Source organism: Winogradskyella thalassocola, assembly GCF_900099995.1.
Lineage (GTDB): Bacteria > Bacteroidota > Bacteroidia > Flavobacteriales > Flavobacteriaceae > Winogradskyella > Winogradskyella thalassocola.
In genome coordinates, this window is record NZ_FNCZ01000012.1 from 1 (window position 1) to 25,138 (window position 25,138).

Below are 25,138 nucleotides of genomic sequence, written 5' to 3' on the forward strand. Positions count from 1 at the left end.
ACCATTACTAGAACATATTCCGTAACCGATGCGAGTGGAAATTCTATTAACGTTACTCAAGATATTAACATCCTTGATAATACGGATCCTACAGCTTCTAACCTTGCGCCTGTCAGTGTGCAGTGTGCGAGTGATGTTCCTGCTGCTAATATTGCGTTAGTTAACGACGAAGCAGATAACTGTGCTGGAACAATTACTGTCATTCATACAGGTGATGTATCTAATGGAAACTTTAATCCTGAAATCATTACAAGAACATATTCTGTAACTGATGCTAGTGGAAACTCTATTAATGTAACTCAACTTATTACTGTTGAAGATAATATTAACCCAAATGCTACATGTAAAAATTACACCATTACATTAGACGCATCTGGTAACGCAAGTATTTTAACTTCAGATATCGATAATGGTTCAAATGATAACTGTGCTATATCATCAATGTCATTAAATAAATATGATTTTACCTGTGATGATTTAGGAACAAACACTGTGACCTTAACCGTATACGATACTTCTGGTAATATTGATACTTGTACTGCAACAGTAACCGTATTGGATCCTGCGGCAAGTGCGAGTGTAACTATTGCATCAAACGATGCGAATAATGAGATATGTTTAGGTGAAAATGTAACATTCACTGCTACTCCAGTCAACGCAGGAACTACACAGTTTTATGAATGGTTTATCGACGGAGTTAGTGAAGGAATAACTGCTGTTTCAACATTTACACCAGTACCTGCTCCAATAGCTGATTATACAATATATGTAGAAATGACTACAGATCTTTCTGCTTGTGATCCTAAAGTAAGTAACATACTATCTATTGTAGTGCACCCATTACCTATAGTTAGTGTAAGTGATTATGATATTTGTATTGATGACAATACGCAATCTGCAAGCCCATCTACAGGTGGCACATGGACTAGTAGCAACGTAAGTGTTGCAACCATAGACAATAGTGGAGCCATTACACCACAAAGTGATGGTACAGTAACCTTTACTTATACAAATTCAACAACTGATTGTAGTTCTACCACAAGTACAGTTACTATTAACCCTTTACCTATTATAGGAAATTACCCAACGGATAACGAAATTTGTGAAAACGAAACGCATACGTTATCACCTTCTTCTGGTGGTACTTGGATAAGCAGCAATAATGCTATTGCCACAATAACTAACGGAGGTGTTATTACTGGTATAAGTCCTGGAAACGTTAACTTTTTATTTACAAACACCACAACTGGCTGTAGTAATTCGTCTACATCTATTGAAGTATTAGAAGCACCTGTCATAACTTCCGTTACAGTATCAGACAGTCCTATATGTGCTGGTGAACCTAGTGTTTTAACAGCCAATGTCTTTGGTGCAAGTCTTAGTGCTGAAACCATTGTAAACTACGATTTTAATACAGGGAATAGCTATGGAAGTCTCGTAGATATTAGCACAACACCAAATATTAATTCAAACTTTTTCTCACCTGGTGGTAGTAATAATATTCCTTTTAAGACTCGAAGTCCTTCAGCAATTGCTACAAATGGAGGTCCTTTTACAATAAATACTCCTGCCGGAAACTCTCTAATGCAAGAAGATGATTGGCAAGACGGTGGAGGATATGGAGGCTCAGATGATAGTGGTTGGTGGCGTTTAAACGTCAATGGATCAGATTTAGTAAATTATCAAAATTTTAGATTTGGGTTTCAGTATCGAAGAGGTTCTAGATTTGGAGATACTAAAAATATTTTAGTTCAATATCGCTCAGGTAATACTGGAGCTTGGACTTCTACAAATGTAGTTGTTTTAAGAAACAATGCAGCTTATCAAAATAGATGGCAAACTGCAAATATAGCACTGCCTGCTTCATTTAATAATTCAAGTTTAATACAGTTTAGACTGAGAGTTGATGATGGTTCTACATTTAATACATGTTCATGGTGGGAACAAATTATTGGAACATGTGAAGATAATACCTACGGAGTTAAAGATAAAGCTGAACCACATTTATACATAGACAATTTACAAGTACAGGGGGCTAGCGCAGGCAATGCTTTTGCGTACTCATGGTCTGCCGACACTGGGGTAGATGCCGGTTTACCTACAAGCGCAACAACACCTTCTGTTGGCAATAATCAAATTACAGTTAATCCTGAAGTAACAACTCAATATACTGTAACTGTTACAAATAATGATGAATGCCCAACAACAGAAACGGTTACAGTAAATGTGTTCCCTTCTCCAGAAATTATAATTATTACAGACTATTGTCCCTCTGATGTGCCTTCTACACCTCAGGATGAAAGTAATATGGTGCAATTAGTTGCTACAGCAAACCAACCCATTACTAGTTGGGAGTGGAATACAGGTGAAACAGGTGACACCATATATGTTGACATTGCCGGACAATTTCAGGTTATTGGTACAACTATTAATGGATGTAGTGATGGAGATTCTATTAATGTATCACAAGAACTAGTTATTAATGGTTCATTCTCTAACCCTAGACAAACAGTAAATGGCCCCTTCGCCGACAATATGGCATCTCTTGGCTTTGATTTTGATCCTGGGTATAACTATCGTGCAACTCCAACGCTTTATCAAAATAGATTAACTGTAACTAGTGATGTAGAACCATTCTATCCTGGTATTTTTAGAAGTGTCCCTGATCATACAGGTGATGGAGCTGGGCAATATCTTGCTGTAAATGGTGATGTATTAGCTTTAGCTGCTTGGAGACAGGTTATTACAGTAGAACCTAATACCGACTATTATTTTTCAGCTTGGGGCATTGATATATCAGACACTTGCGGAGGATGTTATTTACTAGTTCCTAGTGATTTAAGATTTAGAATTAACGGTGCTGATGTAGGTTCAACCCTTGATTTAGTAAAAGGCGCTGATTGGGAGCGTTTTTATGGAGTATGGAATTCTGGATCGAATACAACTGCTACCGTTGAAATTAGAAATGTAGTAGGAGATCTTAATGGTAATAACTTTGCTATTGATGATGTCTCTTTTGCAACACTATCTACCTTTATTAATCTAACCTCAGCCCCTGGTACAGAAAATCAAACTGTCTGTGAAAATACACCTATAACTGATATCTCTTTTAAAGTTGGTGGTGGTTTAAGTGGGCCATCAGAATCTGGATTACCTATGGGTTTAACCACTACATTTGATGGGTTAGAATATATAATTAGTGGAACGCCAACTGAATTTGGTACTTTTAATTACACTATCTCAACGAATGCTAGTTGTGGAAATAAAACATTTTCAGGAACTTTAATTGTTAACCCTGAACCAATTGTTACTATTACAACTTTACCAGATACAGTCTGTCAGTCTGATGGTACAATAGCTTTAAGTGCTACATTAAGTGGCAGTGCAACTGGAGGTACTTGGAGTATTTCTGGGACACCAATAACAACCACAGTTACAGGGAATGTAGCTTCTGCAACTTACACTATTGCAACTACAGGTTTAACAACGTTTACATTTACATCAAATGATCCTGCCGGACCATGTGATGTAGCTATAGAAACTATAGATTTTAACATCACACCTTATGTTATAGCATCTGCTGGTTCCGATCAAACAACAATGGGTTGTGAAATTACAACGGTAACTTTAGCTGCTAATAATGTTACAGGTGTTTGGACAGCTACGCCAGAAACAGGTTATTTTGAGAATGCTACGGCTTATAATTCAGAATTCACTGGAGAAAGTGGTACATCCTATACCCTAACTTGGACAGCTATTAATAACTCACCTTGTGGAAATACTACTGACACGGTAACTATTACCATACCAGATTGTGGAACTAGCTTAGTCTTTGATGGTGGTGACGACTATATTAACTTTGGAAATAATTATAATTTAGACAATACCAATTTTAGTGTTGAAGCATGGATAAAAACCAATAATACTACGGGCACAAAAACGATTTTTTCAAAAAGAGACGGAACATCAACAGCATCTGGTTATGATTTAAGTCTTGTAGATGATCGTCTATATTTCCGTTATAACGGCAGTACCAATGTTATTGCAAATCAGCCTATAAACTCTAATAAATGGTACCATGTAGCCGTAACTTTTGATGGTTCTAATTATACGCTATATATTGATGGTTTTGTAGTACGTACAAGAGCAGGTTCTACACCAGCAACAAACGCAAACAAAGCATTGGTTGGCGCTATGGATAGATCAGATAACTCACCAATTAACTATTTTGATGGTAAAATTGATGAAGTCCGTATATGGGACACTGAGTTATCTCAAGCTCAAATTAGAGAAATGATGAACCAAGAAATAAAACAAGACGGTTCTAATGTTATGGGTGAAGTTATACCTCTTGAAATTACAGGTAATTTACAATGGAATAATCTAATAGGTTATTACCAAATGAATACAGGCCCTCAGACAAGTGTAGTTGCTGGTAACATAAATGATATTTCAACAGCCTCACCTAATTCTGGAAAATTAAATGCTATGACCCTTATTCAAGTGGAAGATGCCCCTATTCCTTATAATTCGAGATTAGATGATGCATGGGATAATGAGACAACATGGTCTGCTAGTGCTGTGCAACAGATACCTAATTCTAAGGAAAATAATGTTGTTCCTAATAGTTTACAAACATGGAATATTGTTAGAACAGCGACTGAGATTACGACGAATAGAACAACTACAAACCTAGAAAAAACTACACTTCTTGGTTTATTGGTAGATAATAACACATTGAGTATTGAAAGTGATCAACCACTTCAAGTCAATAAATACCTGAAAATAGATGGTACTTTAGATTTAGTTGGTGAATCACAACTCTTACAACCTATGGGTAGTATTGTTGATTATGCAGGAACTGGTAAACTAGAACGCGACCAGCAAGGAACCGGAAATGAATTTAATTATAACTATTGGGGAAGCCCTGTGAGTAACGCAGGCAGCGCGGCAAATAGAACTTATGCTTTAGCATCGATTTTATATGATGGTATAACCCCTGTATCATGGACCACAAACAATGATGCACCAGGCACAAGTCATGCAACTATAAGTAGTCGTTGGTTATATACTTACGCAAACTTAACAGGTGCTTATGCTGACTGGAATCGTATTAGTCAAAATACTGGTATCAGCGTTGGATTAGGATTTACAATGAAAGGCAGTGGTACTAGTCCTTCAGAGCAAAATTACACCTTCACTGGTCAGCCGAATAATGGTACTATAACACATCCTATTGGTGCGAATAATGAAACGCTTTTAGGTAATCCATATCCTTCTGCTATAGATGCTCATACTTTTATTGATGATAATGAATCAGCGCTTCGTACAGGATCAGGGTTAACCTTCTGGGAACAAGCACCAAATAATCCTAGTCATATTTTATCAGAATACCTAGGAAGATACTCTTACTTAACTAAAACTGGAGGTTTACCAGCAACTACACCCGTAGAAATAGATGGAGATGGCGGTGGAACTGCTTCTAAGATACCTGGTCGTTATATACCGGTAGGACAAGGTTTCTTTGTTGAAGCTGATGGAGATGGCGGTACATTAGTTTTTAATAACGCACAGCGTGTCTTTATGAAAGAAGGCCCACAATCTGTATTCTTTAGACCTAGTGATAGTAACCAAGATTATGTTAACCTTCCTAATGGAGAGGAAAGTGTAATTAGACGTATACGTTTTAGCTTTACGACGCCAGAAAGAGCAATAAGACATCTACTTTTAGGTTTTACATCAGATAATGTTGCTACAGACGGAGTAGATTATGGCTATGATGCCCTCAATGCAGACGATTTCCCAAGTGATATGTCATTCCTTATTGAAGGAGAACAATATGTTATCCAAGGTGTTGGTGAATTTGATGACACCAAAGTATACCCATTAAACGTTATTATTGGTGAAACGGGTAATATTGAAGTTGGACTTACTGATCTTGAAAACTTTGATGAATCTATCGATGTTTATATTTTTGATGCTGTAGAAGGTACTTATACGAGATTCAATGATGTTAACTTCCAATCGAATTTAGAAGCTGGCACCTATAATGATAGATTTTACTTAGTGTTCCAAGAGAATGCTGTATTATCTACAATAGAAGAAGAATTTAAAGATATATCGGTAAGATACTTACATGATTCTGAAGAAATTAATGTAAAAACACCGCTTTCTGTTGAAGTTAATCAATTGTATTTGATTAATGTTTCAGGTCAAACTGTAGCGTCATGGAATGCTACTAACCTACCAATGTCACATGATATTAAAATACCTGTGAAGCACATTTCGGAAGGAGCTTATATTATTAAAGCTGAAACAGAAACAGCAACATTTAGTAAGAAGATAATTATTAAATATAATAGATAATAGCATCTATTGTATTTAATAAGTAATGCCTTTAGGTTTGGTTTTTAAACCCTACTCCTAAAGGCATTTTTCTTGAATATCCCTATACATTCAATGACCTACATGCAAGAAAAACAAAACCCTCAAAACCATAAAGGTTTTGAGGGTTTTGTTTTATATCCGTTTTTATGTTGTATTAGCAATACCCCGTCCTAACCACTAGGATCAAAGTTTTATAAAAAAAGTGGCTTATCATTTTAACTTTTCGAAGATAAACTTCAATGGAAAACCAGAAGACAAAACTAAACATTAGATTATTGCCTTGGCTTCAATCGCACGGCATATGCTTTTAAAGAAATCATTAACCTACTTTTTGGGTGGAAACAAACATATTCTACAGAAAATTTCCTCGCAGCTATTGCAGGTTTTCTAGGATTGAAAATGACAATTTGTTTTTTATAAAAACCCAAACGAGATAATACAATCGGAACATGTATAGTACGGTGATATTTTATGAACCATTAGAGTATTTCGCACACTTCAGTTATATCCTTTTTATTTCAGTAGATATACATAACAATAATCCCTTTTAATTTACTTATTAATTATTCTCTATAATACCTTACTCCTTTATAAACTTTATTGTTTGTTGTCCTATTTCTGTTTTAATCTGAAGAAAATACATTGCAGATTCTAGTTTAGAGACATTAATTTCAGTGAAATTATCTTCAACCCGCATTACCAATTGACCAGTAATCGTAAATACTTCTATAGCTTTAATAGCTATAGTATTTGAGTTCCTAATTTGTATAACCGCTTTAGCTGGATTAGGGTATACACTAATAGTCTCTAAGTCTTCGTCATCAATAGATAATGAGCCTTCAATAACGACTACTTCTGCAGAACTTTCCGAGCATATACCTTCTACATGTGTATATGTATACGTACCTTCTCCTGCAAGTTCTGGCGACCAGGTTCCTCCGAGGTCAGGACTACCTTCTAGAGCTTCAAATAATTGTGTTTCAGTAACTATTGTGCCATTTCCTATTTCTAGTGTTCCATTTTCACCAGCTGATTTTTGTATTTCTTCAATTAATGTTACTGTAGCTGAAACTAAAGGATAACATGTTGTAGCAGCATGGCTATACTCATAAACTCCTGTAGTAGTTTCTTCCCATATTCCACCTGTGTCTGCTGTTTCTCCTAAGGCAGAAAATAATTCCGCATTAGTTAGGGTTTCTCCTTCACAAATGTTTATAGATGCATCAGTACCTGCAGATTTTTGTAGTTCTTCAATTAGTGTTACCGTAGCTGAAACTACTGGATAACATGCTGTTGCGGCATGGCTATACTCATAAACACCTGTGGTAGTTTCTTCCCATGAGCCTCCTAGTTCTGCAGTTTCACCTAAAGCTAAGAATAGATCTTCTTCTAATGGTGTTTCTCCTACACAACTATTTAATTCACCATTTTGACCTGCAGATTTTAATTCTTCTTCGATAACCGTAACAGTTGCTTCATCTGCATCAAATCCTTGATTATCTTGAGCGATATAAGTATAAATTCCTGGACCATCGATATCCTCTACCCAATATCCTCGTATACTTGGATTACCACCTAATTCATTAAATAAATAAGAGTACGAAAAATTTCCACCTGGGCAAATAATTAATGTACCATCCGTACCTGCAGTATCGTCACCATAAATTCTAACTATAACTGTCGCAATATCATCCGTACAAACACCACTAACCTGATACTCAAATTCATAGACCTGAGCATCACCAGCACCTGTATTAGGAAAATCAACTTCACCTTCTACGGAAGTTAAGACATTAGGAGAACCATTATCTACCTGAACCCAAATTCCATCATCTACATTGCTATTATAGTTAGCACTTCTTAATTGGCCTCTTAAATCATCCAAGTCACTAGAGCCAAAATTTCCATTAACATCAGCGTCTGAACCAGCATTTGGTGGATCCGGAATAGAAAAATAAACAGTAGCAGACGATTCAACGGTACAATCAGTACTAGGATGTGTATATGTGTAGATACCACTTCCATTATAATTATTAGGACTCCAAATTCCACCTTCATCACCACCAAGCTCAACAAGAAACTCCTCTAACGAAGATTCACTACAAGATTCTAATACTGTATCTATACCAGCGGATAACTGTACAATTTCATTAACTACGACTGTCGCGGAAGTTTCAGGACAATTAGTTGTTGCTGGCTGTGTATATGTATAATTACCAGGTCCATTAATAGCTGGAGACCAAACTCCTCCTAGACCAGGATTTCCACCTAGAGCATTAAACAAATCTTCCTCAGTAAAAGAGTCACAAACATCTAAAACACCATCTTCACCAGCACTTAATGCTTCTATAACAATGGTTAATATTGATGAATCTTCTTCACCACAATTTTCGGATGTCATTGTATATTTAAAGTCATAAGACCCTATAGCGTAATCTCTTAAATCGACTACTCCCCATTCAATAAACACTGGTGGTTCATTTAAACTTTCCCATATTCCATCATTAGAGACACTATCATCTAAATATGAATATAAATACACTTCTCCTGCAGTACATATTGTTAAAGTATTATCCGATCCTGCATCTGGAATTATTTGGAGATTCAACTGAATTAAAGCCGAATCAGTGCAGTTGTTTTCACCATTAACTGTATATGTAAAATTATATAAATCAGTATATTCAACCTCACTTAAATCAATCACTCCATTTGTTATGTTAAAATTTGAATCCTCTTGATCCCAATAGCCAGAGGCTACTCCCTCACTTAGTAAGTCATTTAGATTTAGTAATCCTGAACTAGAACCTACACAAGCAAATAAGTTTGTATCCTCTCCTGCATAACAATCTTGACTGTATATTTTAAAATTATCAAATGCAATTCCATCGTTAGAAAAACCTGTATTGTCTGATCCAAAAGCCATTCTAAAAATTACATTGCTCTCTCCTATTAGTTCGGTTAAGTCGTGTATTGCCGTGAACCAATTCTCTGTGTCTCCACTTGGTCCACCACCTGCCCATCCAATAGGTTGACCACCTGGATTAGCGTTTATAAAATCATCATTAAACCAATTTTCATCATCATTAAAACCACCAACATTTTGCCAAGTAACACCAGAGTCAATTGAAGATTGTAAAACAGCACCATCTCCAGACCCGCAATCTAACCAAATATTTAACTGTACAGTAGGTTCCGTTAAAGAAGAAAAATCAAATATTGGACTTTGCACATAACCACTCTCATTATTAGCGTATTCACTATCTAAATTGGTAACCCAAGCCATTGTCCCTGAAGCCGCAGAATTAATTATAAATCCTGAAGGATTACCAAGCTCCCAACTATTATTTGTGCCAAGAGAACTCCAACCTGCTGGTCCAGATTCGAAATTCTCCGAATAAGGATACGTCGTTATTTGAGCATTACTATAACAAAAACTTAATAGTAGTAAGACTAAAGCTATTTTTTTCATCTGTGGCTTAATATATTTTATTATTGACATCATATTTTCCATAGTACTTATAATTCAAAAGGTTAAAATGATTTTATTTAAACAATACAAACGCAGCCCATTTTACTGGTTCATTTTTATATTTTTTATGCATTAAACGTTGTGTTGTATTAAAAGCAAATGTGATCTCCTTTTTATTGGTAATCCATTCCTTATAAAATAGTTCCATAAATTCTGCGGTTTCTTTATCTGGTACTTCCCATAAACTCATAACGATATAATCTACACCAGCCATTTTAAAAGCCCGTTGCAAACCGTAAACACCTTCACTTCCATCTATATCTCCTAACCCTGTTTCGCAGGCACTTAAAACAACCAAGTCGGTATTTGATAAATCTAAATTTGAAATTTCTAAAGCTGTTAAAATGCCATCATCTTCCTCGTTTGGATTGTTACCATGTTCCCAAGCATAGTTAGCACCAGAAAAAATTAATCCTGATCGGATTAGAGGATCCTCAGAAGCCTTATAAACACTTTCTGATTCTAAATCATAATTCTTGTTGGTGTCTTCTGGATTTTCAAAAAAGAAACCATGGGTAGCTATATGAATCACACTTGGGCTTTTTCCATTCAAACTTTTAAATTTTGTTTCAGTTGCTGACTTATCCGTCCAAACAACTGGACTTTTATTATTTGTTAAAAATAATTTTTCAATAGTCGTAATTTCGTTTAGTGTACCTGGTAATGCTTTCCATGCTATAGTAGTATCCTCTGTATTTATAGTGTTTTCTATCAAAGAACTGTCTGTTTTTATTTTTTTAGGATTTACAGTAATATTAGAAGGATTATAATCGTAATTTATACCTCCTATTAAAAGCACATTATCAGTATCTAAACTATTTTGTTCTTCAATTAAATTATTTGTACTGCTTAATTGAATCATTTCATATTGATTCGCTAATATGGACTCATCTTTTTTTCCTAAAGCAGCAAAAGGAATTTGATTTAACAATCCACTTGGTGAGTAATAGATACGCTCAACATTATTTATATGGCTTTGTAAAGGCAACCATAATAAATCGTACAAATCCGTTGTATTTGCCACATTTTTCGCTTTTGCACCTCTCGCTGCATATAATACATTCGGTGACGAACTTTCTAAAATTTCAACTAATTCACGTTCTTCAAATAAGGGCACTAACTCTGGCGCTTTAGAATTTTTAGTGTATATGTAGGCTACATATTGAGTACTTTTTTCACCATTACTTGTTGAGGTTTTATAATTTGAAAATTCAATTGCAACATCATTATTGTTTAAAGCATTTTTAACCGTTGTCCAATCTTTTAATAAACTGTAATTATTTGAAAAATTTGTACTGTATAATTTAACTAATTCTGTTTCTTTTACATTAATTACAGTGCTTAAACTATCTATTTTCTGAGTCTTTTTTTCGACCGTTATTGTCATAAGCTTAGACAATTGTCGTTTTGATGCTTTGTAGGATTCTATCCTTGCATTTATTAGAGAATCATTGAGTTTAGCTAATTCATTTAATACATCTTTAGAATTATTGAGTAACAATCCTTTTAACATTAATTGATTATTCAAATTAAGTTCATTAAGTTTTTCTTTATCCCCTTTATCTTTAAATTCTAGTGCTTGTAATGCATTAAAATTGTGAATAACTGTGTTTAAGAATTGCTTTTTCTCCTTTTCGCTTCTAAATTTAAAAATCTCATCGATTTGATTTTTCAGATTTTCGTTAGACGTTTCTAGAGTAGGAATTGCTTTATCTATATCATTTAATCCAATGTATGTTTTTGCTAATTCGCTAAATATTGTTCTATTTACTGGATGGTCTTTACCTGAAATTAAACGTGATTGCACAGCTGCATTTTCTAATAATGGCAATGCTTCAGAATAGTTTTGGAGCTCATTATAAGCTCTACCTAAGGAGGTTTGTAAGCTGTAATAGTTTTGAGTATTAATTCGTTGGTTATCCTCCTCCAATTTTAAGTTCTTTTTCATTAACGCAATTGCCTTTTCCTGTTCGTTTAATTGAAAAAGTGTCTTTGCGTAATCACTAAGTTGATAGCTGTAGCGCTTATCTGTCTCTTCATAATTTCTCAAAAAAACGTCCAAAGCCTCTTTAAAATAATCTTTAGCTTTAGACAAATCACCTTTAGCATAATACATCTCACCAACATTATTTAAAAGTTGCCCATAATTAGGATGATTTTCACCAAGTCGGTTTTCCATACTAGATAATGCCTGTTGGTAGACTACTTCCGCGTTATTATAGTTTCCTAGTCTAACTAATATAAATGCCTTGTTTTGAAGTCGCGTTGCATAATTTGGGTTTTCAGAATTAATGGCTATTAATGATTGTTCAGTGTAATTTAAAGCTTGTTCATAATCACCTAAATTAGTATAGGCTTGCCCTATATTATTTAAAACATTATGATAGGCACCATGCTTTTCACCCAAAATTTGCATGACCTCCTTATAGGCTTCTATTTCTTTTTCATAGTCACCATTTTCACCATATAAAATGGCCATAGTATAAAGTGCTGCCGCATATTCTTGTGTAGATTTATCTTCTTCAGACACGTAATAAGAAATAGCTTTTTCTAATGTTGGAACTGCTTTTTCTATATTCCTTTGACTCCAATAGATTTGACTTAACATAATCAAATTTCTAGGGTACTGCTTCGTACTATCCAACAATCTTTTCACAACAACGTTAGATGAATCTACTAAAGCAATCGCTTTCTCATATTCCGCCAAAAACTTATGTATGGATGACATTTGGTAAAGTATATCAGCATAAGCCAATGTATTTGTTTTATTAAGGTCCTCTAATAAGATTTTAGAAGCATTAAAAGATTCTACAGATGCCTTATTATCCCTTCCTTTATAGGTTAAACCTAACTTTTTATAAAAACCGACTTGCTTTTCTTTATCATTATTAGCTTTAGCTATACTTATAGCTTTTTTATATAGCTCAGCGGCGTCATCAAAGTTTCTGAGACTTTTATTAAAATCAGCATAGTAAATGGTAGTGGAGGTTAACATTGAATCCTTATCTCTGAAAATATCATTTCCAATAGCATAGGCATTTTTCATAAAAACCAAGGCTTCTTTTGTAGAATCCGCCTCAAACAAACTCACCCCCTTATTATAATTACGCTCCCAACTCTTATAAGCCTTGGAAGGCCCACAAGACAATAAACAAAAAATAACAAAGGATAAAAGAAGTAAATATTTAAATCTCATTAAGCGGTGTTGTAGAGCAATATTATTTTAACACCAAAATTGATTCAATTAATAAAATCAGGGGTCAATATAATATAGCAAATTATTATGATAATTTTAACAAAACATCAAATTCGCTTGAATATGTTAAAAAATCAAAATAAACTTACAAACATCAAATTATTTCGTTAAACAGCAGTAAATGAAATTTTTACGAACATTAATCTAAATAAACTGATCCAAAGCCATATCATTAATAGCTCCATGGCTCGCATGCGCAACCACTACTCCATTCTTTATCACTAAAAGCTGAGGAGATTGATGCATCACTTGAAACTTATAACCTATTTCGTTAGAGACATCTCTATAACTTAGCAAGTCTAAATAGTACAAATCTGCGTTCATTTCTATATCGTATGACGCTACAAACTGTTTCATCACCATGCTACTAATTCCGCAACGCGTAGAATGCTTAAAAATAAGCTGTGTTTTGGATATAGATTTTTCGGCTATAGTATTTAACTGCGAAATATCAGTTAACGCTTGCCAAGGCAATATTTTTTCTTCCTTAGGTTCAGAAGAACCACTAAATAACTTATCAAAAATTCCCATACTATAAATGTCGTATATAAGTTAGAAACTTACAAGACTTATTGCTTTATAAATTTAAACGTATCTGTTATAATATTTTCAAAACTTAGCGATAAGAAATAAACTCCATCGCTTAAACTTGAAACATCAAAATTCATTTTACCATTTATAAATTGACACTGACTTTCAGAAACTAAACGACCACTAAGGTCAACGATTTGTAATGTGGCATTACTATTTGGAAATTGTTGAGAAGTGATATTTAAAACATCTTTTACCGGATTTGGATAGAAAAACATCAATTCAGTAGATTCAAAATCATCAACATACAATGGACTTTCTTGATATACTCTAACATAATCAACCACCATAGCATCTTGAGTAAAACCAGTCTCTATATTAGATTGAATAGCAAAATTAAGTAGTAAATACTGTTCCGCATCAAAAGGCCATGTGTTCGCATCTTTCACTTCTGGATTATACGTATAATGTACATTGCCATCTATAGCAAATACCATTTTTTCTGGTGACCATTCTAAAGAATAAACATGAAATGCTGAAGATGCTGTGCTTACGGTTTGCCCACCTACATTGAATGTACATCCGTAACTAGAAGGTGTATGCATTGCACTTTGTACATAATTTTGGTTATGTCCCCAATGCTCCATAATATCTACTTCTCCACAAGCAGGCCATGATGTGGTATCAAAACCTTCATTGTCCCAATATGCTCCATATTCATTAATATTTTTACCAAGCATCCATATTGCTGGCCACGTCCCTACTCCAGATGGTAACTTTGCTCTAATTTCAACTTTACCATAAGTAAATGCAAATTTTGAATTTAATCTTGCCGACGTATATTGCTTAGTTACATTTTGGTCGGTGTACGTTTCTTTTTTAGCTACTAAATTTAAAACCCCTTCACTAACCGAAGAATTATCCTCACGATTTGTATAATGTTGTACCTCCCCATTATACCAACTGTCTCCATTTGGTAATTGTGTCTGATGAAACCATTTCAAAGAATTAATAGCGCCATTGCCATCAAACTCATCTGACCATACTAAATAGTCATAAACAGGATCGTTACTAACCACATCTAAATGTAAAATATCATCTATATACGCTAAAACCAAATCCGTATTATTCTCTCCATTAATTTGCAACACAACACGATTAAAGTCTGTTCTTTGAATCGGAGGAACAGAACCAACATCTAAATTGATATAATTATCTGTTTCAAAATTAAAAATCACTTCCTGCCATTGGTCTAAAAGTATAGGTTTTATAATTTCACTCTGAGTTGTCCAAGGCTCACTTAATGTACCATCTTGAAGTTTTAATGAGATTTGATTTGTTTGATTCCCTGTAATTCCACCAGAAGGCACATAAATCTTGAGGCTGAAGCTATTTTTTATAGTTAAGTCGAAATTGGTACTAACATCAAATCTTACATTGCCATATTGACCACCTATATCATTATATTCTAAAACCGTATTAGAAACATTAACGCCTTGCTGATAAGGATTATTAGCACTACTATCCATTTCACAATCATCCCCAAACCATGTGGTTATTGTTCCAATGCCCTCAAAGTCGTCTTCTACAGACTGTGCATTGAGATTTAAACATAAAAGAGAAAATAGAATGAAGTAAAATTTGATCATAATGTATAGTACTTTTTTTTCAAAAATAGAATGTAATTGGAAAGTTACACTATAACCAACCCATACATGAACTATACAATCCACAATCCCAACCTCTAAACAGCCAAAACGTCATACCTAAACGTAGTTAGTCAGACATTTTGTCGTTTAATTCCTACATTTTCATATTGGTAAGATAATTGCCCATTGTTAACCGAACACAACAATAAATTAAAACAAAGTTGGTTTGAGTTTAGTCTAGTCATAAAGACATTTCGACTGTCCTCAAAGTGACGACTAAAAACATAAAAGATGAACTTTAATAACTATACCATTAAATCGCAAGAGGCCATACAGCAAGCACAGCAGCTCGCTCAAGGTTTTGGTCATCAGCAAATTGAAAATGAGCACATTTTTAAATCGCTTTTCAATGTTGATGAAAACGTATTACCATTCCTACTTAAAAAGTTGAATGTTAACGTGTCTATACTTCAACAAATATTAGACAAAGAACTCGAGAGTTTTCCTAAAGTTTCAGGTGGAGATATTATGCTATCACGTGAAGCTAGTAAAACTTTAAACGAAGCGTCAATCATAGCTAAAAAGATGAATGATGATTTCGTATCCATTGAACATTTGGTTTTAGCCATTTTTAAATCTAAAAGTAAAATTGCTCAAATTTTAAAAGATCAAGGTGTTACTGAAAAAGGTTTAAATGCCTCTATTGAAGAGTTAAGAAAAGGAGACCGAGTAACGTCTCAGAGTCAAGAGGAAACTTATAACTCCCTTAGTAAATATGCCAAAAATTTAAACCAATTAGCACGAGATGGAAAATTAGACCCTGTTATTGGACGTGATGAAGAAATACGAAGAATACTTCAAATTTTATCGCGTAGAACTAAAAACAATCCGATTTTAGTCGGAGAACCAGGAACAGGTAAAACAGCCATTGCCGAAGGTTTAGCACATAGAATAATTGATGGTGACATTCCAGAAAATCTAAAAGACAAACAGATCTTTGCTTTAGATATGGGAGCTTTAATTGCTGGCGCAAAATATAAAGGCGAATTCGAAGAACGCCTAAAAGCAGTTATCAAAGAAGTTACAGAAAGTGACGGAGATATCGTTCTATTTATTGACGAGATTCACACACTCGTTGGTGCTGGTGGTGGACAAGGCGCCATGGATGCTGCAAACATTTTAAAACCGGCTTTAGCACGTGGAGAGTTAAGAGCTATTGGAGCAACGACAATAGATGAATATCAAAAATATTTTGAAAAAGACAAAGCCTTAGAACGTCGTTTTCAAATGGTAAAAGTTGATGAACCAGATACAGAAAGCGCTATTTCTATTCTTCGTGGTATTAAAGAAAAATATGAGGCACACCATAAAGTTCAAATTAAGGATGAAGCTATTATTGGTGCTGTAGAATTATCGCAACGCTATATTACCAATCGTTTTTTACCAGATAAAGCTATTGATTTAATGGATGAGGCGGCGTCTAAATTACGAATGGAAATCAACTCTAAACCAGAAGAGTTAGATGTTTTAGATCGTAAGATTATGCAGCTTGAAATTGAACATGAAGCCATTAAACGTGAAAAAGATGAGACAAAACTAAAAAGCTTAAAAGCTGATTTAGCAAATCTTAAAGAAGAACGAAATGAGCTGAATGCGAAATGGATATCTGAAAAAGAAGTTGTCGATAATGTTCAGAATATCAAACAAGAAATCGAAAACTTTAAGATTGAAGCTGAGCGCGCAGAGCGTGATGGTGATTACGGTAAAGTAGCTGAAATCCGATATGGAAAAATTAAGGAAGCCACAGAGCAACTTGAAAAATTTCAAAAGGAATTATCTGAACAGAATGAAATATCCTTAATTAAAGAGGAAGTAACTTATGAGGATATTGCAGAAGTCGTTGCGAAATGGACTGGAATTCCGGTAACCAAAATGCTTCAAAGTGATCGTGAAAAATTACTAAAACTTGAAGACGAATTACATAAACGTGTTGTTGGACAAGAAGAAGCTATTGAAGCGGTTAGTGATGCTGTCCGTCGCTCTAGAGCAGGACTTCAAAACCCACAAAAGCCAGTCGGAACCTTCTTATTCTTAGGAACAACAGGTGTTGGTAAAACGGAGTTAGCAAAGGCATTAGCCGAATATTTGTTTGATGATGAAAATGCGATGACACGTATAGATATGAGCGAATATCAAGAACGCCACGCTGTAAGTCGTTTGGTTGGTGCACCTCCAGGATATGTTGGTTATGATGAAGGAGGACAATTAACAGAAGCCGTTCGTAGAAAACCATATTCTGTAGTGCTGCTAGATGAAATTGAAAAAGCACATCCAGATACCTTCAATATCCTATTACAGGTATTAGATGAAGGTCGTTTAACGGACAATAAAGGACGTGTTGCTGATTTTAAAAACACTATTATAATAATGACTTCTAATATAGGAAGCCAGATTATACAAGAGCGTTTTGAAGCTACAAAGGATATTCCTTCAGCAATTGAAGCGGCAAAAGTGGATGTTTTGGCCATATTAAAACAAACCGTACGACCAGAGTTTTTAAATCGAATTGATGATACCATAATGTTTACTCCATTATCTAAAGAAAACATTATTGATATTGTAGGTTTACAACTAAAAGGCATCACTAAAATGATCGCTAAACAAGGAATTACGTTTGATGCTACACCAGAAGCAGTAAGTTATTTGGCAGATAAAGGTTATAATCCAGAATACGGAGCAAGACCTGTAAAACGAGTGATACAGAAAGATGTTTTAAATCAACTGAGTAAAGAAATATTAGCTGGTCGTGTTACTACAGACAGTATTATTTTACTTGATGAATTCGATGGACAGCTCGTCTTTAGAAATCAAGGTGATTTAGTTACACAGAAAGTTTAATAACATTGTAACAATATAGATTTTAAATAGTCCTTATATTGATTGGTTGGTTAAGAGCAACACAAATTTCAAGCGCTTGAAAGGAGTGTTGCTCTTCCTTTTTTATAATGATTAATAAAACAAATAACATTGGAAAAAAATCTTATTAAATTGAGTTTCTATCATCCTAAAAATTAAATAGTTTAAGAGTTATCAACAATTATTCGACGAACTGCATGATAAAATATTTTTTTTATTACTCCTTTTAACGGATAAATGATTAGTTTTGTCGAGCTATTTAATTCCAACGAAACTTTAAGACTTTTTAATTATTGTCTAGTAATACCTCATGTTCAGAGAATTACTAAAGCTAATTATGTTATAACCCTACTTATAATAAAATGAAATTAAATAAATACATAGACCACACTTTATTAAGTGCATCTGCTACTGAAGCAGAAGTTTTAAAACTTTGCGACGAAGCTTTAAAATATAATTTCCACTCTGTTTGCGTTAACAGTAGTAATGTTTTACTAGCTAAACAAGCTTTGGGTAGATCTGAAGTAAAAATCTGTAGCGTCGTCGGTTTCCCGTTAGGAGCCATGTCTACAGAAGCTAAAATATTTGAAGCTAAAACAGCTATCGACCAAGGTGCCACAGAAATTGATATGGTAATGAATATTGGTAGACTTAAAAGCAAGAATTACCTTGCAGTGCTCAAAGATATCAGCAAAGTTAAAACCGCTATTGGGAACACGACACTAAAAGTTATTTTAGAAATTAGTGAACTTTCAAAAAACGAAATCGTAAAAGCTTGTGAAATCTGTATAGATGCTAAAGCTGATTTTGTAAAAACGTCTACAGGTTTCTCAAAAAGCGGCGCAACGCTAACAGCGGTTAAAATAATGAGAAAAACCGTAAGAAAGCAACTTAAAATTAAAGCTTCAGGTGGTATTAGAGATGCCGAAACGGCTCAAAAATATATAGATATAGGTGTCGATAGAATTGGAGCTTCATCTGGAGTTGCAATGATGAATAATCTTGTGTCAACTGCTGCCTATTAATTAAATCACTTTGCTTAACTTTGTGGCATGAGTGTACATATCGGAGCCCAAAAAGGCGAAATTGCAGAAACTATATTATTACCAGGAGACCCATTAAGAGCCAAATGGATCGCTGAAACTTTTTTTGAAGACCCAAAATGCTTCAATGAAGTTAGAGGTATGTTTGGCTATACTGGGACTTACCAAGGTAAACGCGTTTCTACAATGGGAACAGGCATGGGAGTACCTAGCATTTCAATTTATGCCAACGAACTTATAACAGAATTTGGTGTAAAAAACCTCATAAGAGTAGGTAGTGCAGGTTCTTATCAAAAGGATGTAAAAATAAGAGACGTCGTTTTAGCGATGGCTGCCTCTTCTAACTCTGGTGTTAATGAGTCGCGATTTGGTGGTGCCAATTATGCTCCAACTGCAGATTTTGGCTTATTTATGAAAGCTGTAGAAGCCGCTCGTGCTAAAAATATCAAGATAAAAGCCGGTAACGTTTTATCTTCTGATGTCTTTTATGAAGACACAAAAGAAGCCTATAAAAAATGGTCAGAATTTGGGGTACTGTGTGTAGAAATGGAAGCTGCCGGACTATATACGGTTGCTGCAAAACATAAGGTAAATGCTTTAGCTATTTTAACCATTTCAGATTCTTTAGTTACAGGTGAAAGCACAACAAGTAAAGAACGTGAAACCACGTTTAAAAACATGATAGAGATTGCGTTAGAATTGGCATAGGATAACTTAAATCAGTTACCTTAATACCTTATTTATCAATCGTCTTAATTTTTATATCTAGATTACCGTCTTTAATCTAAAGATATTATCTTAGCATACACTAATCCAATTCATTATGAAAAAATTACTTCTAATAGGGCTTATTTCATTATTTGTATTTCCTTCTTGTGCTGAGAAAACAGAAAAGAAAGAAGATGTCTCTACTTATTATTTAATTAGACATGCAGAAAAAGATAGAACGGACAGCTCTAACCATAACCCAAATCTTACGGATATAGGTCTCATGCGTGCTGAAAATTGGGCAAAACATTTTAAGGACATAAAATTTGACGCTGTATATTCCACAGATTACAACAGAACAAAGCAAACCGCTACACCAACTGCAAAAGCAAATAATTTAGAAATTCAGTTCTACAATCCTTCTGATTTACAAGTTGATGCCTTTATGGAAAAAACAAAAGGCAAAACGGTATTAGTTGTTGGTCATAGTAATACCACACCAAAATTTGCAAATGGCTTATTAGGTGAAGATAAGTATGACGATATGGCCGACGATTTTAACGGTGGTCTTTATAAAGTTACTATAACAAAAAACAGTAAAACATCTGAAGAATTAGTTGTTAACTAAATCTACGGTTATATTTTCGAGTTCAATTTTAGAGAGTAATTTTAACTGATCCGCTTCAAAAGCCTTTCCAAGATTTTCAACTGGAATAGACGTGTCTTCTGTTTTATAGTTATTATAGTCCACAAAGCGCAGTCCTTTAATGTAACGTTCGTTATAAGCCTCTCTAAAGCGCATACCAATACCACTAACTTCAGCGTATGAATATGCTAAATAATCGACCTTAAAAGTCTCCTTATTTACCCAATACACAAAAACATCTTCATGGTCTTCTCCTCCACCTAACTCATCAAAAGTTACTTTTATCTTATGGTAATCCTTGTTTTTAATTTGTTCACTTTCTAAAAGCGTTTTATTAACCGCGGTATCATTTAATCCATAAGGTAATACCGAAAAATAGTGCACCGAATTTACTGAAGCAGAATACACATTAGCGATTGAATCTTCAAGCTTTACAAAGGCATCGTTATGGTAACGCTCAAACCCTACATTGCTCAACATATCAAAAATAGAATCTTTCTCATTCACCAAAACACGTACCAAAAGGAATTCGTGATTTTTACGTAATGCTTGGTAATAAACATCTCTAAATTCAAACTTTAAACTCGATTGCTTAAAGCGTTCACCACCAGAAACGGCAATAGATTTACTGATAATAGCATCAGCTTTTAAGGTCTTCGGATTCGTTTCTAAATCTGTTTTAATAGTGTTAGCGTTTTCATTTTTACAGCTCGAAAGCAAAACAACGAAAAGGACAATAATATAATTTCTCATTAAGAATTCATTTATAAATAGTAAATTAGTAAAACTAGAGATTAGTTTACTAAAGAGTCTTAAAATCGTTATAAAACTTACACTTATATAGCGCATTGATTTTTTAAATTCCGATGAAGACATCCCTATTTAGATCCTAATTATTGGACTACATAATGTAACTTACTGGTACTCTGTTTTAAGCTTCTCACACCAATTATTAAACTTCTATATTTTGAATAGTTATTTAACAAGCACCATAAAACAATTTGAATATTACAAATCTCTTGGAGACAAAACGATGGCTCAATTGTCTTTTGATGACCTCAAAAAAGAATTTGCTCAAGATTCAAATTCCATTGCCATAATAGTAAAACATCTTGTTGGTAATATGTTGAGTCGATGGACCAACTTTTTAACTGAAGATGGTGAAAAAGAATGGAGACATCGCGACGAAGAATTTATAGCTAATTTTGATTCTAAAGAAGCATTATTAACGGCCTGGAATCAAGGTTGGAGTTGTCTATTTGAAGCCATTACTCCTTTGAACGTATCAGATTTAGAGAACATTATTTACATAAGACATCAAGGTCATTCTGTAACTGAGGCCATTAATAGACAAATGATGCATTACGCTTATCATGTTGGTCAGATTGTATTTATTGGAAAATTAATAAAAGGAGAACATTGGGAGTCTTTATCAATCCCTAAAGGACAGTCAAAAGTTTATAACAAAGACAAGTTTCAACACGATAAAAAGCGTAAACATTTTACAGATGATTTATAGCTATAATCCTTTAATAACAAGCACTAAATCCCAAATATCATCTTAGAAAACACATATGGCACTTTAAACGTTTTGGAATTTGGCATTTTCTTTTTGGAATTTGTTATTTTTGTAACTTCAAAAATTCAATAAAAAAACTTTCTCATGAGTAAATACGATATAATAGTATTAGGAAGTGGTCCAGGTGGCTACGTAACTGCAATTAGAGCATCACAATTAGGATTTAAAACTGCTGTTGTAGAAAAAGAAAGCCTTGGTGGGGTATGCTTAAATTGGGGTTGTATTCCGACAAAAGCCCTTTTAAAATCTGCTCAAGTATTTGAATACCTTAAACATGCTGAAGATTACGGACTTAAAGTTTCTGGTGCTGAACACGATTTTGGCGCTGTTGTAAAACGTAGTCGCGGTGTTGCTGAAGGTATGAGTAATGGCGTAAAATTCTTAATGAAAAAGAATAAAATTGACGTTATTGAAGGTTTTGGAACCCTAAAAACCGGAAAGAAAGTTGAGGTTGACGGGACTGTATATTCTGCTGATCATATTATAATTGCTACCGGAGCCCGCTCTCGCGAGTTACCAAGTTTACCACAAGATGGTAAAAAAGTAATTGGTTACAGACAAGCCATGACTTTAGAAAAACAACCTAAGAAGATGATTGTTGTAGGTTCTGGTGCTATTGGTGTAGAGTTTGCATATTTCTACAATTCATTAGGAACAGAAGTGACTATAGTAGAGTATTTAGACAAAATAGTACCTGTTGAAGATGACGATGTATCTAAACAACTAGAACGTAGCTTTAAAAAATCTGGTATTAAGATTATGACTTCTGCAGAAGTGACTTCTGTTGACACCTCTGGTGCTGGAGTTAAAGCCACTGTAAAAACTAAAAAAGGAGAAGAAGTATTAGAAGCCGATATCGTATTATCTGCGGTTGGTATTAAATCTAATATTGAAAATATAGGATTAGAAGATGTTGGTATTGCTGTTGACAGAGATAAAATCTTGGTTAACGATTTCTACCAAACAAACATTCCTGGCTATTATGCTATTGGAGATGTTACTCCAGGACAAGCTTTAGCACACGTTGCTTCTGCTGAAGGGATTCTTTGTGTAGAAAAAATTGCTGGTCAACATGTTGAAGCTTTAGACTACGGAAATATTCCTGGTTGTACGTATTGCTCACCAGAAATTGCAAGTGTTGGTTTAACCGAAGCACAAGCCAAAGCACAAGGTTTAGATGTTAAGATTGGTAAATTCCCATTCTCAGCGTCTGGTAAAGCAAGTGCTAGTGGTGCAAAAGATGGTTTTGTAAAAGTGATTTTTGACGCTAAATATGGAGAATGGTTAGGTTGCCATATGATTGGTGCTGGTGTTACCGATATGATTGCTGAAGCTGTTTTAGGTCGTAAGTTAGAAACTACAGGACATGAAGTATTAAAAACAGTGCATCCTCACCCAACCATGAGTGAAGCCGTTATGGAAGCTGTTGCAGCTGCTTATGATGAAGTGATACACTTATAATTAGAATTATATTTTATACAAAAACAAAAAAGTTCCAGAATTATCTGGAACTTTTTTTATACCATTATTTTTGATTGTTAGACTAGAACATAAAGCCTAGACCAACTTGCAAAACTTCATTTTTACCATCTACATTTTCAAAAAGTGTATCGTCTTTAAATATGCTAGATAATCCCATGGTGTAACGTGCACTGATAAAGAAACCACCATCAAACTTATATGACGTACCAAATGCTAAACTCGTATCGAAATCCTTAACATAAGAATCATCTTCATCTATTTCTAAATCTCCACCATCTGAGTTTGGTTCCGAATCAAATTCTTCATGGATTTTAAATCCAAACTGTGGACCTGCTTCAACACTCAATCCTTTTACTAAATAAGCTTTAAGTAGTAATGGAACTTGGATGTAGTCTAATTGATATTCGATATCTTCACTAGCGTTAAAAATTCTATCTTCACCTTGTACAATATCAAAACCTTGACCTGAATAAAAAACCTCTGGCTGAAAGGAAATACGTTCCGAAAGCGGAATTTCGGCAACTAAACCAACATTAAAACTTGTTCTTGCATCCACATCCTCAAAATCGTCACCTGTTATCTTAGAAAAGTTGACACCTCCCTTGGCTCCTAGCTGAACCGTTTTTGAATCTGATTGCGCATTAACTGATGTTAAAGCAAATAAAAATACTCCTGTAAAAACTATTAATTTTTTCATAATTGTTATTGTTTTATTTGGGTTAAAGCATCAAAGCTAATAACCAAAATACTAGTAACAATAAGGCTTAACAGCTGTTTAACAAGTTTGTTGTTTTCGCAAAAAAACAATCGTAAAAGTTTAATGGTCTAGTCAACTCTATTACTATAAAGGTTAACTCTTTTGTAAAAAAACAATGGAATTTATAATTTATACCCTAAACCAAGAAACAATCCGTTCGGTGAGATTTCTTCAAAACCTATGGTGTATTTCATGTGTAGATCTAATTTTGAAGTTAGATTATAAGCAAATCCTAAATCTGCTCTCACCTTAAGTTTAGCATTAAAAAAATCGAAGAAATAATTAAGACTCGGACCAACAAGGATATTAAAATCATCATTGATATTGTACTTTAAATAAAGTGGAGCATTTAAAAACTTAAAATCTCCAAGTCTTATAAAAAGTAATTCGGGTTGTAAATGAAAATCGTTTTCTATTTCAAAATCGGCAAAGCAACCTGCATAAAATCCTAATTGTACATCTGAGTTCTCACCAAAATTAGCTTCTTCAACATTAAAAAAGGTGAAATTGAGTCCTCCTTTAATACCAAAATCAGTCTGCGCTTGCAAACCAACCGAGCCCGTTATTACAATAAAAAATAAAAGTATTTTGATCAACCTCTTCATATAAAACAAATTAATAGTCGCAACAGTTAGAACGCTTTTGCTTATGGTCT

At 34.2% G+C, this 25,138-nt stretch carries 14 protein-coding genes; 7 read left to right on the plus strand and 7 right to left on the minus strand.

What is annotated here, in order from left to right; translation table 11 throughout:
- The coding region (locus BLT80_RS18380) for a LamG-like jellyroll fold domain-containing protein (RefSeq protein ID WP_139181106.1) at nucleotides 1-6,366 on the plus strand (6,366 nt) is incomplete at its 5' end.
- 601 nt (nucleotides 6,367-6,967) lie between these two features.
- On the opposite strand, the gene BLT80_RS18385 is transcribed toward BLT80_RS18380, so the two are convergent.
- From BLT80_RS18385 to BLT80_RS18400, 4 genes are all read right to left on the minus strand, one after another.
- Nucleotides 6,968-9,856: a T9SS type A sorting domain-containing protein gene (locus BLT80_RS18385; protein WP_175455647.1), complete on the minus strand. Its 2,889-nt coding sequence runs from the start codon at nucleotides 9,854-9,856 to the stop codon at nucleotides 6,968-6,970.
- A 73-nt stretch (nucleotides 9,857-9,929) separates the two neighbouring features.
- Nucleotides 9,930-13,112 (minus strand): CHAT domain-containing protein, encoded by a 3,183-nt coding sequence (locus tag BLT80_RS18390; RefSeq protein WP_092470754.1) that lies wholly within the window; start codon nucleotides 13,110-13,112, stop codon nucleotides 9,930-9,932.
- A 204-nt stretch (nucleotides 13,113-13,316) separates the two neighbouring features.
- A complete protein-coding gene (gene ytxJ / locus BLT80_RS18395; RefSeq protein ID WP_092470756.1) occupies nucleotides 13,317-13,703 on the minus strand; it encodes a bacillithiol system redox-active protein YtxJ in 387 nt (128 codons plus the stop codon).
- A gap of 38 nt (nucleotides 13,704-13,741) precedes the next feature.
- Nucleotides 13,742-15,352: a glycoside hydrolase family 16 protein gene (locus BLT80_RS18400; RefSeq protein ID WP_092470758.1), complete on the minus strand. Its 1,611-nt coding sequence runs from the start codon at nucleotides 15,350-15,352 to the stop codon at nucleotides 13,742-13,744.
- A gap of 291 nt (nucleotides 15,353-15,643) precedes the next feature.
- Here BLT80_RS18400 and clpB point away from each other — a divergent pair, with 291 nt between their 5' ends.
- From clpB to BLT80_RS18420, 4 genes are all read left to right on the plus strand, one after another.
- Nucleotides 15,644-18,250 (plus strand): ATP-dependent chaperone ClpB, encoded by a 2,607-nt coding sequence (clpB, locus tag BLT80_RS18405; RefSeq protein WP_092470760.1) that lies wholly within the window; start codon nucleotides 15,644-15,646, stop codon nucleotides 18,248-18,250.
- Between the two features lie 380 nt (nucleotides 18,251-18,630).
- Nucleotides 18,631-19,293 carry a deoxyribose-phosphate aldolase gene (deoC, locus tag BLT80_RS18410; protein ID WP_092470763.1) on the plus strand — a complete coding sequence of 221 codons (663 nt, stop codon included), beginning with the start codon at nucleotides 18,631-18,633 and terminating at the stop codon, nucleotides 19,291-19,293.
- 27 nt (nucleotides 19,294-19,320) lie between these two features.
- A complete protein-coding gene (deoD, locus tag BLT80_RS18415) occupies nucleotides 19,321-20,019 on the plus strand; it encodes a purine-nucleoside phosphorylase (protein ID WP_092470765.1) in 699 nt (232 codons plus the stop codon).
- Nucleotides 20,020-20,134: 115 nt separating this feature from the next.
- Nucleotides 20,135-20,647, plus strand: coding sequence for a SixA phosphatase family protein (locus BLT80_RS18420; protein WP_092470767.1), 513 nt, complete (start codon nucleotides 20,135-20,137; stop codon nucleotides 20,645-20,647).
- Here BLT80_RS18420 and BLT80_RS18425 read toward each other — a convergent pair.
- A complete protein-coding gene (locus BLT80_RS18425) occupies nucleotides 20,633-21,418 on the minus strand; it encodes a DUF6503 family protein (RefSeq protein ID WP_092470947.1) in 786 nt (261 codons plus the stop codon). The two genes, BLT80_RS18420 and BLT80_RS18425, sit on opposite strands and share 15 nt — an antisense overlap.
- A gap of 211 nt (nucleotides 21,419-21,629) precedes the next feature.
- Between BLT80_RS18425 and BLT80_RS18430 the strand changes: the two genes are divergently transcribed.
- Nucleotides 21,630-22,184, plus strand: coding sequence for a DUF1572 family protein (locus tag BLT80_RS18430; protein ID WP_092470769.1), 555 nt, complete (start codon nucleotides 21,630-21,632; stop codon nucleotides 22,182-22,184).
- Nucleotides 22,185-22,328: 144 nt separating this feature from the next.
- Entirely contained in the window at nucleotides 22,329-23,705 is a 1,377-nt protein-coding gene (gene lpdA / locus BLT80_RS18435) for a dihydrolipoyl dehydrogenase (RefSeq protein WP_092470771.1), read from the plus strand.
- An 82-nt stretch (nucleotides 23,706-23,787) separates the two neighbouring features.
- Here the strand turns inward: lpdA and BLT80_RS18440 are convergent, their stop codons facing one another.
- Nucleotides 23,788-24,423: a porin family protein gene (locus tag BLT80_RS18440; RefSeq protein WP_092470773.1), complete on the minus strand. Its 636-nt coding sequence runs from the start codon at nucleotides 24,421-24,423 to the stop codon at nucleotides 23,788-23,790.
- Nucleotides 24,424-24,605: 182 nt separating this feature from the next.
- Entirely contained in the window at nucleotides 24,606-25,088 is a 483-nt protein-coding gene (locus BLT80_RS18445) for a porin family protein (RefSeq protein WP_092470775.1), read from the minus strand.
- Between the last annotated feature and the right edge of the window lie 50 nt (nucleotides 25,089-25,138).

Bases quoted from the DNA above. Each gene is read 5' to 3' on its own strand.
- deoD (WP_092470765.1), top strand. From the start codon at position 19,321: ATGAGTGTACATATCGGAGCCCAAAAAGGCGAAATTGCAGAAACTATA.
- BLT80_RS18445 (WP_092470775.1), bottom strand. From the start codon at position 25,088: ATGAAGAGGTTGATCAAAATACTTTTATTTTTTATTGTAATAACGGGC.
- lpdA (WP_092470771.1), top strand. From the start codon at position 22,329: ATGAGTAAATACGATATAATAGTATTAGGAAGTGGTCCAGGTGGCTAC.
- BLT80_RS18385 (WP_175455647.1), bottom strand. From the start codon at position 9,856: ATGAAAAAAATAGCTTTAGTCTTACTACTATTAAGTTTTTGTTATAGT.
- BLT80_RS18390 (WP_092470754.1), bottom strand. From the start codon at position 13,112: ATGAGATTTAAATATTTACTTCTTTTATCCTTTGTTATTTTTTGTTTA.
- BLT80_RS18425 (WP_092470947.1), bottom strand. From the start codon at position 21,418: ATGAGAAATTATATTATTGTCCTTTTCGTTGTTTTGCTTTCGAGCTGT.
- clpB (WP_092470760.1), top strand. From the start codon at position 15,644: ATGAACTTTAATAACTATACCATTAAATCGCAAGAGGCCATACAGCAA.
- BLT80_RS18440 (WP_092470773.1), bottom strand. From the start codon at position 24,423: ATGAAAAAATTAATAGTTTTTACAGGAGTATTTTTATTTGCTTTAACA.
- ytxJ (WP_092470756.1), bottom strand. From the start codon at position 13,703: ATGGGAATTTTTGATAAGTTATTTAGTGGTTCTTCTGAACCTAAGGAA.
- BLT80_RS18420 (WP_092470767.1), top strand. From the start codon at position 20,135: ATGAAAAAATTACTTCTAATAGGGCTTATTTCATTATTTGTATTTCCT.
- BLT80_RS18400 (WP_092470758.1), bottom strand. From the start codon at position 15,352: ATGATCAAATTTTACTTCATTCTATTTTCTCTTTTATGTTTAAATCTC.
- deoC (WP_092470763.1), top strand. From the start codon at position 18,631: ATGAAATTAAATAAATACATAGACCACACTTTATTAAGTGCATCTGCT.